The sequence below is a fragment of the Leptospira jelokensis genome (genome assembly GCF_004769635.1).
Taxonomy (GTDB): domain Bacteria; phylum Spirochaetota; class Leptospiria; order Leptospirales; family Leptospiraceae; genus Leptospira_A; species Leptospira_A jelokensis.
Map to the genome: position 1 here is coordinate 549,013 of NZ_RQGH01000026.1, position 12,509 is coordinate 561,521.

Below are 12,509 nucleotides of genomic sequence, written 5' to 3' on the forward strand. Positions count from 1 at the left end.
ATATGGAAAGAACTTTTATCATGCTTAAACCCGATGCAGTGAAAAACAAACACATCGGGGACATCCTTCAAAGAATCGAAAAAGAAGGATTTAAAATCCTAGGAATGAAATTCCTAAAACTGAGCCTTGAAGACGCAAAACAATTTTACGCAGTCCATGCGGCTCGTCCTTTTTACAATGACCTTTGCACTTACATGGCATCAGGTCCAATCGTTGCTTGTGCTTTGGAACGTGACAATGCTGTTGCGCACTGGAGAGATGTGATTGGTGCTACTGATCCAAAAGAAGCAAAAGCAGGAACCATCCGCGCTCTTTTTGCAGAAAGTAAAGAAGCAAATGCTGTTCACGGTTCTGACTCTGTTGCGAACGCATTACAAGAGATTGCGTTTTTCTTCAAAGGTTACGAACTAAACTAAGCATCCAACAAAACTAAAGATCGGTTCGATTAAAAGAACCGGTCTCACAGATCGTGCCAAATTCTTTTACTGACATCTTACAAAACTCCAAACAACTTTTTGATTCTTTTTTTACTTCCTACACACCAAACCTTTTTTCTCCTAGAACTCGCATAACAGACGCATGCTTGTATAGTTTAGAAGCAGGTGGAAAAAGAGTAAGACCGATATTTGTCATCAATTCCTTTTATGATTCGAACGAATTGCCAAATTCGATTTCCGAAGTTAGCAATCATTCAGTATTCCTTGCTTCCTTAGCGGTCGAATGCATCCATACCTACTCCCTCATTCACGACGATTTGCCTGCCATGGACAACGATGACACTCGCCGAGGAAAACCAACTTGCCACAAACAATTTGATGAAGCAACAGCCATCCTTGCAGGTGACACACTTAATTCTCTCAGTTTTTATCTACTCTCACTCATGGATACAAATGATCCCCATCTCATACGAGACTCCATCCAAACCCTACACAAAGGTGCAGGCATGGCAGGGATGATCCAAGGGCAGATGGAAGACATCGAAGAAGAAAAAAATCCAAGCCTTACCAATAGAGAATCCAAACTCCACTCCATCCATGAGAAAAAAACAGGTGCTCTGATTGAATCTAGTTTTTTATTAGGGAACCGATTGCGCCTCGACTGGAAGGAGAGAAAATCCGTACTTTCTAGTTATGCGAAAGAAATTGGACTTTTATTCCAAATCACCGATGATATCTTAGATGTTGAAGGAAATTTTGAAGAACTTGGCAAAACTCCAGGAAAAGATGCCAAGGCTGGTAAATTGACCTATCCAAGTTTATTCGGAATGGAAAAAGCGAAATCACTTCGTAAAGAATCTGTAGACAAAGCAATTTCGTTAGCAGAACAACTTCCTTCTTTGAACCATGAATTCTTTTTAGGATTACCAAAGTACATTGCAGAAAGAAAAAATTAGACTCGATGAATTCCTCGTTCGCGAAGGTTATGCGAAGGATATCAAATTTGCCCAATCTCTAATTCTTTCAGGTTCAGTCCTTATCAATGATACAATAGTCTCCAAAGTGGGAAGCCTCGTCACAATCAAAGACAAAGTTCGCACAAAAGAAAAAATCAAAACCTACGTTTCTCGGGGTGCCTATAAACTTCTTGGAGCCTTTGAGAGTTGGAAAAAGATCCAAATCGAAGGGAAAACTTGTATAGATTTGGGGGCCTCAACGGGAGGATTCTGTCAGGTCCTTTTGGAAAAAGGAGCAGCAAAGGTATTTGCTGTGGATGTGGGATATGGGCAGTTGGCCCAAAAAATTGCCAATGATCCCAAGGTAGTGGTTTTTGACCGAACCCATTTGAAGGAGCTACCAACTCTTCCATTAGAACCACTCTCAGAGGAAACTTGGATCACAATGGACTTAAGTTTTATCTCTCTTGTACCAGTATTTGGGCATTTATTGCCTTTGTTTCAAAAATTTCCCCATGTCCATTGGAAAGGCATCACACTACTCAAACCTCAATTTGAAGTCCACCCTTCTAAACTTGAAAAAGGGATTTTGAAAAATTCGCATGATATAGGTTATACGATTAGATCGGTTTGGAGAAATATAAAAGCTATAAATCCAAATATTCGATTGAAAGGTTTAAAAGAATCTCCTATCCAAGGAGCAGATGGGAATCGTGAATTTTTGATTTATTGGGAAATAAAGAAAGTGGTTAGGCCATAAAACCTGAAACGGCTTCTTTCAATTGGTCAGTGGAGAAAGGTTTCATCAAATACGCATAAGAAGGATTTTGGTTGATTCGGTGTTTGGATGTTTCATCCAGGAAACCTGTCAAAAACAATACCGGTACTGAAAACTGATCCCGTAAAGATTCCGCAGTTTCAATCCCATCCAAGGATCCTTCTAAGTTGATATCCATGAGAATGAGATCAGGCACTTTCTCTGAAACGATTTGAAACGCCTCATCCCCTGATGGTACAACTGCAATCACATGAAAACCGAAGGATTCGATTTTCTGTTTGATATTGAGTCCGAGGAATGGTTCATCCTCGACGATGAGGATGTTCTTTTTCGTCATATATGCTTTATTTTATAAGGGGGGGTCTGTTAAAAAGTAAAAATACTCTATGGCAGATAAAAGTATCAAACAACCCGAAAATGTACCAGGAAAATACTATGTCGACCAGACATGTGTTCCGTGTAACGACTGTGTCAAAGAAGCACCCAATCTATTGGAATACAATGCGGACGAAACGCACATTTTTTTTAAAAAACAACCAACGAACCCAATAGAAGAAAAACAGGCAAAGGCTGCCATGGCAGTGTGCCCAGTGGATGCAATTGGGGATGATGGGGAGTGATTACCGTTTATAAAAGGACCTAATATTTGCGGCCACCACATCCGGTTTTTCCAAGTGGATGGCATGACGAATTTTGGGAATCCATACCAGTTTACTTTTTCTGATATAAGATTTCATTTTTTCCATCATAAAAGGAGGAGTGATTTGGTCTTCCGCACCTGCTAAGATCAGGGTTGGGATTCGAATTTCTTTCATTTTTTCACCAAAAAAAATCTCATCTTCCCTACGTAAGGTATTCTCTTGTAAGTATTCATTTGGTTTATCATTCCAAATGGTAACAAGCGTATGGCGAAATAAATACCCAGGTTCGGGGAATTCTTCTCCATATAAATAACGCAAAAGTAAAACCACTTGTCTTTCTGTTTTGGGAAATAATATTTTACGCATTTTCTCACGTTCAGGATGAGGAATACCACCTGGTGCAAGTAGGATTAATTTTTCCACACGTTTGTTCGGATCGGATATTACAAGGTGTTGGGAAATGAGTCCACCCATGGAATGTCCAACAAGACACACATCAGTTAAATTTAATTTTTCAAGACATTCCAAAAGTAAGTTGGCCCAAACATCAATTTGGAAAAGGTATTTGATGAGAGGTAATTTACTTTTTCCATATCCAGGTAAATCAAAAACATAAAGCGGATACCCATCATTTAACAATTCTTTAACGACTCGACGAAAACCAAAACTTTCATCAAGTAAACCATGAAAGAATACAATCGGTTTTTTGTTCCCATTTCCAAATTTCCAATAAAAAATTTTATGTCCTCCCAGATTGACATAAGAGGGAATTCCACCCATATTTTTCATTGATTTACGTCTCTGGGACTGATAATTTCGATAAAGGCTTCGGTAAAAAAGTTTAATCATAATGTTGGAAACAAAAATTCTAAAGCTATCGCAGCTACTTTCCCATTCCGCAAATGGATTTCTTTTCGTCGATCTTAAATCCCAGAATGTTTTGTATTGTCATGATGATTTGAAAGAACTTTTGGATACCAATCAAACTTTTCCCTTTCCCATCAATCTTCTCGCTGACCAAACTGATGATTTGCTCTCTTTCATAAAAAAAAATCAGAATGGAATTTATCCTTCCTTGGTAAGTTTCAGAAAAGCCAATGAGGAAAAAATTCAAGGAAATGTTCGCTTTTCCTCGGCACAGGAATTTTTTGAAGGAACGACAGAAATTTATGTTTTGTATGTTGATTGGAAAACGATCACAGAAACAAATCCATTCAAACAAACTGATGAATTTGAAATTCCATTCTTAAAAACCGATTCGTTTGGGAATATCTTGTATGCGAATCCAAGATTTTTGGATTTTTTTTCACTCACCATTGACCAAATACGAAAAAAATCAGTTTTTGAAATTTTATCCCTTACCGAAGGGGCAAAACAAAATTTATTAAAAGAAAACATAAAAGAAAATTTAGAAATCCAATCAGGTTTTGGCGAAAAACAAAAATTCCAACTCCAAAGTTTTATCACCAATCAAAAAAATCCAACAAACCAAGAAATCACGATTTTATTATTAGATCTTTCCATCATTCAAAATGCTGAACAAACGATTAAATATGGTGAAGATAAACTTAGAACATTTTTTGCCACCATCAATAATGGATTTGTGATCGTAAACCAAGAGGCAATCATTTTAGAAGTTGCCCCTATTTTTAAGTTTTTATTATTCCAATTATTAGCCTTCGAAGTTGGGGAAAATATATTTCACTATTTTGACTTAGAACTGAAAACAAAACTAACATCTGTACTGTTAGAATCCATCCAATCACAAACCATCCAGGTGGCCGAATTTGATTTTCTTTTGTTAGGCGAAGAAAAAACTTTTGAGATCAAATACATCCCTGTCAGACGTTTGAATCCAAATGATAAAAAAGTGATGTTAGTATTTTCAGATATCACAGAAGCCAAACGTTTGGATCGCCAACTCATCGAATCCATGAAATTTGCAAGTATAGGTGAAATCGCAGCAGGTCTTGCTCATGAAATCAATAACCCACTACAAAGTGCACTTTTGTATTTAGAAGACCTCATCACCGTGGATGAAACCGATCCCATTGAAAGGAGGGATATTCTCAAAAAAATTGAATCGGCTAACTTAAGGATCCGCGACTTGGTAAAAGCTTTGTTGGATTTAGGAAGGATGGAAAGCCCCAATCGAGATTTTGTATCACCTTATTATATTTTGGTGAGAACGAGCGAATTGGTGGAAGTCAGTTGTCGGAAAAAAAACATTCAGTTCTCTCGCCATGCAGGTCCCAATTTACCCGGAATTTTTGTACGCTGGCAGGAAATCGAACAAGTGTTGATCAATTGTGTCGTGAACGCCATCAATGCCCTTTCGGAAATGGAAATTCCGCGAGAGAATCCTAAAATCGAGTTGGGAATTGATTTTGTTAAGAGTCAAAAGAAGGACTGGGTTGTTTTTTCGGTAGAAGATAATGGCCCAGGGATTGATGATGAGACATTAGAAAAGGTGTTTTTACCTTTGTTTACAACGAGAAGGAATAAACAAGGTACGGGATTAGGACTATCTATCTCAAAAAAGATCATCGCTGAACATGGTGGTGAAATTTATATGAAAACCAAGGAAGGAGTTGGAACGAAAGTTGAAATTTTTCTTCCAGCTCATTTAGACGAAAATGGATAAGATATTAATTATCGATGATGAAGAAGACATTCGGATTGCTTTAAAACGTGTTTTATCACGGGAAGGATACCAAATCGAATTATCCGAATCAGCAACAGAGGCAGTTAATCGAATTGAATCTGGCGAAACATTTTCCATCGTCATCTCCGATATCCTCATGTCTGGAATGTCAGGCATCGATTTTACGAAATTCATAGCAGATAAAAAAATCAATTTACCAGTCATTCTCATTACAGGTAATCCTAACTTATCTTCTGCAGAAGCTGCCATTCGTTATCACGCTTATGAATACATCTCAAAACCAGTTGATCGAACTCAACTATTATCTGTCGTAAAACGAGCATTAGAAGTAAAAAACCAAAAAGATTCAGACCTTGAAAAATTAATGTTGTCTGAAAAATTAGAAAAAGCACTTCGAACTCAAAATTTAGATTTAAACAGACAAAACGCTGCGATCTTAAATGCAACATCCGATGCAGTCATCACCATCAATCACAAATTAGTGATTGTTTCAGCAAACAAATCAAGTTTCGAGATGTTTCGATATGATACTCCATTGGATCTGATTGGACAGAATGTACGATTGTTATTTACCGAAAACAAGATGCAAAAGTACATGAACCAAGTTTCCAATGTATTGAGTCAGGAACCTAATAAATCTACCTTACAACTTTCTGATGTGACTTTACAACGGTCCGATTCCTCAACATTTCTTGCAGACATTGCTATTTGTTCTTATAGTTTGGATGGGGATTCTTATTACACTGGTGTGATCCGTGATGTGACACAAAAAAAATTGATGGTAGAACAACTGATTCACTCAGAACGAAGGGCATTTTTATCAGTGGTTGCAGCAAGTATCGGCCACGAAATCAATAATTCCCTTACGGCCATCCAAGGTTTTGTGGAAATGGCATCTCGAGAAAACGCCGATTTGATGTTAAAAGATCGTGCCCTCAAAGTCACTTTAAATCAAACAGAAAAATTAAGGGCACTTACTTCCAACTTATTGCAACTTGGCAAATCAGTGAAATCCACGAATGAAAAATCAGAAATTTTAAATTTAAATTCTGAAATAACTTCCGTCTTACATGTGTTTAAGGAAACTGCTAAATTAAAATACTGCCAGATCAAACGAAGTGAGTCAGAAGAAAACATTCCTTTCCGAATGAATTCGGATCAATTTGCACTTTTACTTTCTAATATTTTGTTAAATGCTGCCGATGCCACAAATAATATAGGAACTATCGAAATCAAATCATACCTTCAAGGTGGAAAAGCCCACCTAATCGTTACAGATGATGGGGAAGGAATGTCACAGGAAACCTTAGAAAAAATTTACGAACCATACTTCACGACAAAGGAATTGGGAAAAGGAACGGGTCTTGGAATGTTTGTTGTAAAGCAGATTGTGGATAATTTCGAAATTGAATTAGAAATTGATTCAACCCCGGGAAAAGGATCTAAATTTCATTTTATTTTTCCAGAGGTTCCCGAAACCTAGTTGGTATCGTGATTTCTGGAACCAACGAATCCCAATTAGAATTTATCCGATCTCGTTACGGTAAAAACTGTAATCTCATCCCATTACAAGAGGAAGCATCAACCAGGCGATACTTTCGTATCACCGATTCTGATCTGGAAGAAGTGGTTTGTATTGATGAATCGATTAACGAAGACTTTGTTTTACTTTCAGAATTTCTAAACACAAAAGGCATACCGGTTCCAAAAATATTTGAACGAAACGATTCACTTGGAATTCTTTGTATGTCCTTTGAAGGAGAGTTGGATTTTAGTTCCTACCAATTGAATGACTACCAAATCCAATTTCCCAAATTGATTGATTTAATTTTAAAATTACAGACGCTTGATCCACCTAGTTTTGTGAAAAATAGAAGGTTTGATACAGAAAAACTAATGTTTGAAACAAACCTCACCCTTGGAAAATTTCAAACGTTTAAGGAACTTTACAAAATCAAAACTTCTATTTCAAATGAAGCAATTGCATTTTTAGAAGAGACTGTAGCATATTTGGATCACTATCAAATCAATGTTTTCACTCACCGCGATTTCCATTGTCGCAATTTATTAAGATCATCAAACTCAGATTATGTGTTAATTGATTTTCAAGATGCAAGGATGGGCGTACCTCAATATGATTTGGCATCGATTTTATACGATGCCTACTACCCACTTCCCAGAGAATTTCGAATGAAAATGCTCAAATACTTCCAAGAAAAGAACGTAGACCAATCGAAAAAGTTTAAAGATACTTTTTACCTTCAGGCTTTACAACGTTCTTTCAAAGCCTTAGGAACATATTTTCGTATGGTAGTTGATCAAAATAAAGACAAATTCAAACCTTCTATCCTGTCTTGTCTCAACCAATTGGAAGAAATCATTCAATTAGGAATGTTTTCGGATTCCCTCTATATTTTTGTCAGAAGTTTAAGGGATGAATTAAACTTACATAAGGACTTTCGTCAATTCAATATATGAATGGATTTGTTCTCGCAGCTGGGTTTGGAAAACGAATGGGTTCTCTCACAGAAAATACTCCAAAACCTCTTTTAAAAATTCAATCCATCACAGTTTTGGATTATGCTTTGTATCTTTTGCATAGTTGGAAAATCAAAAACATTTGGATCAACACACATTATTTAGGGCAAAAGATTTCAAACCATCTTAAAAAGTTCTCTGGTCTTTCCTTGACGGTCTCTCATGAATCAAATGAGATTTTAGGAACAGCTGGTGGGATTCGTACCGCTTTACCAGATGATGAGACCGATCCCATTTTACTCATCAATCCGGATACTTTATTTTTTCCAAACTCAGACTTTTCGCCTAAGTATCGTTTACCGAATCAGAGTAAAATCCATTTATATTTGTTACCAATTCCAGATGGTCAAACTTATACCAAAATTTCAATATCCAATGACCAAACGTTAACATTTGGTGAAGGTAATTTTTATTATATAGGACTCTCGGTTTTAGATCCAATTTGTTTGCGTCATTTAGAAAAAAATCGTTATTACGATTTGTCAGATACCTTTAAAGAATGTGCAAAAAAAGGTGAAATTACGGGTGAAATTTTCCAAGGGGAAGTTTTGGATTTAGGCACAAAAGATTTATGGGAGAGTTACCAATCAAAAGATGTTTTTGGTAACAAACTCCCAATGATCCAAGAGTTTTTAAATCGTTTCAAGATGACTTAAAATTTCTTTTTTTCGAGTTTCGAAACCTTTTTTTCCTAACAAGGCAAACATATTGTTTTTGTAATCTTCAACTCCTGGTTGGTCAAAGGGGTTAACACCCAACATATAACCAGAAATAGCGCACGCAAATTCATAAAAGTACAATAATTCACCTAATGTTTCTTCCGTGATGGAAGGCACGTTGATTTCTAAACAAGGGACTCCCCCATCCTTATGTGCGATCAATGTCCCAAGCATTGCACTTTGATTGACTTCGGAAAGTTTTTTCCCAGCCAAATAATTTAATCCATCGTTATCATCTGTTTTTTCTGTTAGGTAAACATCTTGTTTTGGAGTTTCAACTTTGAGGACAGTTTCCATTAGTTTACGTTCTCCATCCTGGATGTACTGGCCCATAGAATGTAAATCGGTTGTGAACTGTACCGATGCGGGAAAAATTCCCTTTCCAGATTTTCCTTCACTTTCGCCAAACAGCTGTTTCCACCATTCTGATACATACCCTAAAGAAGGATTGTAAGAGACAAAAATTTCAGTTGTTTTACCGAGTGCATACAAACCGTTGCGAATCGATGCATACATACATGCCAAATTTCCATCCTGAGAAGGAGTCGCATGGAGTTCTGTTTCCATTTGTTTTGCGCCGTCTATCAGTTTGTTGATGCTAAAACCAGCGGCTGCGATAGGAAGTAAACCGACAGGTGTAAACACTGAGTACCTGCCTCCGACATCATCTGGAATGACAAAAGATGGAAACCCATATTCATCGGCCAAATTTTTGAGTGCCCCTTTGGACTTGTCCGTTGTAGCAAAAACGCGATTTTTAATATTCTCTTTGCCATATTTCCTTTCTAATAAGGAAAGTAACAATCGAAAGGCGATAGCAGGTTCTGTGGTTGTGCCTGACTTAGAGATCACATTCACTGAAAACTCTTTATTTTCCAAAAAAGCGAGCAGTCGAAAGTGGTAATCTGCATCTAAATGATGGCCTGCATATAAAATTTTAACAGTTTTCTTTTGTGTTTCTGGAGTGCTAAACTCAGGTGTGAGTGCTTCAATGACGGCGCGTGCTCCAAGGTAACTCCCTCCGATACCCACTACCACAAGGTATTGTGAATGGGACTGAATCAATTCAGCTGCCTTTCGTATGGATTGTAAATCTTCTGCTTTGGTTTGGCTTGGAAGGTTTACCCATCCTAAAAACTCTTTGCCTAATCCCGATCGATTGAGGACCGTTTGACGGGCTTTTTCTGCTCTTTCCAATTCGACTTCCAAATTGGCTTGAGAAAGAAAAGGTTTCACAAAGCGATCAGAAATTTTTAGATTCGACATAACACCTGTCCTAAAATAAAGTATAGCATCGAAAGGAAGATGATGTGGATTCATTGAGAAGTAAAGAAAATTTGAATCAATTTGAACGTATATTTGGAAAAACAAATTCCCATCCACGATTGTTTGTTGCACCAGCAAGGATCAATATCATAGGGGAACATGTAGACTATTTAGGTGGTATCGTATTACCCGCAGCGATCAATTTTTCAGTACAAGTATTACTTCGTCCGAACCATTCATCCATTTATCAATTCCATTCCATTACCTACAACGAAACCATCAAAATCGAAAAACCCTTTCAACCTCACCCTACTTCTCCATGGACTGATTATATCACGGGGGTCATCGTCGAAATCGAAGCAATGGGGTTTTCAGTACCTGGTTTTGATCTCTTAGTGGATGGAAATATCCCACAAGGCTCAGGCCTATCCTCTTCGGCGGCATTAGAAGTGGTCACTGGATTTGCGATTTCCGAATCCTTTGGATTGGGAATCAAAAAGGAAACCATTGCTGTCATCGGTCAAAAGGCAGAAAACAACTTTGTTGGTACAAAATGTGGAATTATGGATCAGTTCATCATTGCAGTCGGCAAAGAAAACGATTGTATTTCGCTTAACACAGAAACACTGTCTTACTCCTACCACCATTTCGATTTAAATGACCATGAATTTTATCTCATCAATTCAAATGTAAAACACAACCTCAAAGATAGTGCTTATAACCAACGAAGGTTAGAGTGTGAATCAGCTTTGGGAAAGATACAAAAAATGTTCCCAAAGTTTAAGCAACTTTATGATGTGAATTTGTCGGAAGAGGAATTGTTGGCTTGCGGCCTGACGCCAGAAGAACTGAAACGCACCCATCATGTCACTTCAGAAAGAGAAAGGACAAAACAAGTCATCTTTGGTTTGGAAAAAAACCAGTTCTTAGAAGTTGGAAATGCTTTGTTTGCAACTCATGAATCTCTGTCAAAAAATTTCGAAGTGTCTTGTGACGAAACTGACTTTATTGTTTCGACCTTAAAAGGATTGGGAGCCATCGGTGCTAGGATGATCGGAGGTGGGTTTGGTGGGTGCGTACTCGTACTAGACAAAAAAGATCATTTTGCTAAAATAAATGAAGAAATGAAAAAAAGTTATCAACAAAAATTTAACCTTGCGTTAGACTTCTACAAGTTTCAAATCTCGGATGGGGTGAAGGAAATTTCTATATGATCGAAAATTGGGATGAGTATACTGTCGAAAGTGGAGACTTCAAAATGGAAGTCCTACAACAAAAATTTGTCCCACTCCCTGATTCTGCCGTCTATTTCGAGTTATCTGGCGAAATCAATTTATACAATTCACAAGTAATGAAAGAAAACTTAGAAATTTTGATTTCAAAAGGCATCCACCATATCTTTTTAAATTTTGAACAGGTGAGTTACATCGATAGCTCTGGACTCGGTGTTTGTTTAGGGATCCATTCCAGACTTGTCAAACAACAAGGATACATACGAATTGTATCCCCTTCGGAAAAAGTGCGTTATGTTTTAGAACTTACAAAACTCAAAAGCCTACTCCAAATTTTTCCTACCTTGGAGCAGGCCGTCTCCCACAGTTAAAAATAGGTTGGGAACAAAAATTTTAATTTAGCAATTTGTTCTGGATTTCGTTTCTCGGGAGCCGTCACAAGTGAAAACTTTGTACTCCCCACCAAACTCGTATCATCCGATTTACCCAATAAATCAATCAACGTAGACAAAAGTTTTTTGGCAGTTTCTGCATTGGTACTTAGGTTCGCAAGGACCATCTCCAATGTCACATGGGCTTCGTCTTCTTTCCAACAGTCATAGTCTGTGGACATACAAACCATTTGGTATAAAATCTCAGCTTCCCTTGCTAGTTTTGCTTCTGGTAACACTGTCATATTGATGATATCTGCACCCCATGACCGGTACATATGGGATTCGGCTCGCGTGGAAAATAATGGTCCTTCCATACAAATCAATGTTTTATTGGTATGGATTGGGAGGTTGATTTGTTTTGCCGCTGCTTCCACTTTTTTGGCAAGTCCTTCCGAAAACGGATCAGCAAATGGAGCATGCGCCACCATTCCGTTTTCAAAAAAAGTTGCATGTCTAAATTTGGTTCGATCGATGATTTGTGAAGGGATTACAAAATCACGTGGGGCAATTTCTTGTCGGAGACTTCCAACGGAACTAAAGGCAATGATTTCTTCAACGCCTAACTGTTTTAATGCGGCGATATTGGCACGAGCAGGGACCTCACTAGGGTTTAAAAAATGACCCTTTCCATGCCTTGGTAAAAAGGCAATTTCTTTCCCTTTAAATCGACCAATGGTGATCGTATCAGAAGGTTTCCCCCACGGTGTATCCGGATGGATTTCTTTTAGAATTTCCATCCCATCAATCGAATACAAACCTGTTCCGCCAATCACCCCGATTTTCACTACATTTGCCATATGAATCCTCTTAAAGTGCAGTTTTCCCCTAACGATTTTGGTTGCA

The 12,509-nt window shown here is 37.7% G+C and carries 14 protein-coding genes; 10 read left to right on the plus strand and 4 right to left on the minus strand.

The genetic code is table 11. The annotated features are described in order from the left end of the window. Positions 1-2 precede the first annotated feature (2 nt). Genes EHQ62_RS12530 through EHQ62_RS12540 form a run of 3 tightly spaced genes read left to right on the plus strand, consistent with a single transcriptional unit; the run spans position 3 to position 2,153 of the window. Positions 3-416, plus strand: a complete 414-nt coding sequence (locus EHQ62_RS12530) for a nucleoside-diphosphate kinase (RefSeq protein WP_012387121.1) — start codon at positions 3-5, stop codon at positions 414-416. 50 nt (positions 417-466) lie between these two features. Beyond that, a complete protein-coding gene (locus EHQ62_RS12535) occupies positions 467-1,393 on the plus strand; it encodes a polyprenyl synthetase family protein (protein ID WP_208720693.1) in 927 nt (308 codons plus the stop codon). Then, on the plus strand, positions 1,374-2,153 hold the full coding sequence (locus EHQ62_RS12540; RefSeq protein WP_135643245.1) for a TlyA family RNA methyltransferase: 780 nt from the start codon (positions 1,374-1,376) through the stop codon (positions 2,151-2,153). Before EHQ62_RS12535 ends, EHQ62_RS12540 begins: the two co-directional genes overlap by 20 nt. Here EHQ62_RS12540 and EHQ62_RS12545 read toward each other — a convergent pair. Then, complete coding sequence (locus EHQ62_RS12545; protein WP_135643246.1) at positions 2,143-2,508, minus strand: response regulator; 366 nt, start codon at positions 2,506-2,508, stop codon at positions 2,143-2,145. The genes EHQ62_RS12540 and EHQ62_RS12545 overlap by 11 nt on opposite strands. Before the next feature lie 49 nt (positions 2,509-2,557). Between EHQ62_RS12545 and EHQ62_RS12550 the strand changes: the two genes are divergently transcribed. Beyond that, positions 2,558-2,791 (plus strand): ferredoxin, encoded by a 234-nt coding sequence (locus tag EHQ62_RS12550; protein WP_135643247.1) that lies wholly within the window; start codon positions 2,558-2,560, stop codon positions 2,789-2,791. Here the strand turns inward: EHQ62_RS12550 and EHQ62_RS12555 are convergent, their stop codons facing one another. After that, positions 2,792-3,592 (minus strand): alpha/beta fold hydrolase, encoded by an 801-nt coding sequence (locus EHQ62_RS12555; protein WP_244241761.1) that lies wholly within the window; start codon positions 3,590-3,592, stop codon positions 2,792-2,794. It abuts the gene before it with no gap. Between the two features lie 70 nt (positions 3,593-3,662). Between EHQ62_RS12555 and EHQ62_RS12560 the strand changes: the two genes are divergently transcribed. From EHQ62_RS12560 to EHQ62_RS12575, 4 genes are read left to right on the plus strand one after another with little or no spacing between them, the layout of a single operon-like run. Next, positions 3,663-5,456, plus strand: a complete 1,794-nt coding sequence (locus EHQ62_RS12560; protein WP_135643249.1) for an ATP-binding protein — start codon at positions 3,663-3,665, stop codon at positions 5,454-5,456. Continuing rightward, positions 5,449-6,960 (plus strand): hybrid sensor histidine kinase/response regulator, encoded by a 1,512-nt coding sequence (locus EHQ62_RS12565; protein WP_135643250.1) that lies wholly within the window; start codon positions 5,449-5,451, stop codon positions 6,958-6,960. Before EHQ62_RS12560 ends, EHQ62_RS12565 begins: the two co-directional genes overlap by 8 nt. Positions 6,961-6,968: 8 nt before the next feature. Further along, positions 6,969-7,955, plus strand: a complete 987-nt coding sequence (locus EHQ62_RS12570) for a phosphotransferase (protein ID WP_135643251.1) — start codon at positions 6,969-6,971, stop codon at positions 7,953-7,955. Next, a complete protein-coding gene (locus EHQ62_RS12575; RefSeq protein WP_135643252.1) occupies positions 7,952-8,671 on the plus strand; it encodes a nucleotidyltransferase family protein in 720 nt (239 codons plus the stop codon). Before EHQ62_RS12570 ends, EHQ62_RS12575 begins: the two co-directional genes overlap by 4 nt. On the opposite strand, the gene EHQ62_RS12580 is transcribed toward EHQ62_RS12575, so the two are convergent. Beyond that, positions 8,648-10,000 carry a glucose-6-phosphate isomerase gene (locus tag EHQ62_RS12580; RefSeq protein ID WP_135643253.1) on the minus strand — a complete coding sequence of 451 codons (1,353 nt, stop codon included), beginning with the start codon at positions 9,998-10,000 and terminating at the stop codon, positions 8,648-8,650. The two genes, EHQ62_RS12575 and EHQ62_RS12580, sit on opposite strands and share 24 nt — an antisense overlap. A gap of 44 nt (positions 10,001-10,044) precedes the next feature. On the opposite strand from EHQ62_RS12580, the gene galK reads away from it, so the two are divergent. After that, positions 10,045-11,214 carry a galactokinase gene (galK, locus tag EHQ62_RS12585; RefSeq protein WP_135643255.1) on the plus strand — a complete coding sequence of 390 codons (1,170 nt, stop codon included), beginning with the start codon at positions 10,045-10,047 and terminating at the stop codon, positions 11,212-11,214. Then, positions 11,211-11,603: an STAS domain-containing protein gene (locus EHQ62_RS12590; protein ID WP_135643257.1), complete on the plus strand. Its 393-nt coding sequence runs from the start codon at positions 11,211-11,213 to the stop codon at positions 11,601-11,603. Before galK ends, EHQ62_RS12590 begins: the two co-directional genes overlap by 4 nt. Here EHQ62_RS12590 and mtnP read toward each other — a convergent pair. Beyond that, the gene (mtnP, locus tag EHQ62_RS12595; RefSeq protein WP_135643259.1) at positions 11,600-12,463 is read right to left on the minus strand and encodes an S-methyl-5'-thioadenosine phosphorylase; all 864 of its coding nucleotides are present in this window, start codon (positions 12,461-12,463) and stop codon (positions 11,600-11,602) included. The two genes, EHQ62_RS12590 and mtnP, sit on opposite strands and share 4 nt — an antisense overlap. Positions 12,464-12,509 lie beyond the last annotated feature (46 nt).

Coding starts and splice junctions, on each gene's coding strand:
- EHQ62_RS12545 (WP_135643246.1), bottom strand. CDS start 2,508: ATGACGAAAAAGAACATCCTCATCGTCGAGGATGAACCATTCCTCGGA.
- EHQ62_RS12550 (WP_135643247.1), top strand. CDS start 2,558: ATGGCAGATAAAAGTATCAAACAACCCGAAAATGTACCAGGAAAATAC.
- EHQ62_RS12580 (WP_135643253.1), bottom strand. CDS start 10,000: ATGTCGAATCTAAAAATTTCTGATCGCTTTGTGAAACCTTTTCTTTCT.
- EHQ62_RS12565 (WP_135643250.1), top strand. CDS start 5,449: ATGGATAAGATATTAATTATCGATGATGAAGAAGACATTCGGATTGCT.
- EHQ62_RS12560 (WP_135643249.1), top strand. CDS start 3,663: ATGTTGGAAACAAAAATTCTAAAGCTATCGCAGCTACTTTCCCATTCC.
- mtnP (WP_135643259.1), bottom strand. CDS start 12,463: ATGGCAAATGTAGTGAAAATCGGGGTGATTGGCGGAACAGGTTTGTAT.
- EHQ62_RS12530 (WP_012387121.1), top strand. CDS start 3: ATGGAAAGAACTTTTATCATGCTTAAACCCGATGCAGTGAAAAACAAA.
- EHQ62_RS12590 (WP_135643257.1), top strand. CDS start 11,211: ATGATCGAAAATTGGGATGAGTATACTGTCGAAAGTGGAGACTTCAAA.
- EHQ62_RS12555 (WP_244241761.1), bottom strand. CDS start 3,592: ATGGGTGGAATTCCCTCTTATGTCAATCTGGGAGGACATAAAATTTTT.
- EHQ62_RS12575 (WP_135643252.1), top strand. CDS start 7,952: ATGAATGGATTTGTTCTCGCAGCTGGGTTTGGAAAACGAATGGGTTCT.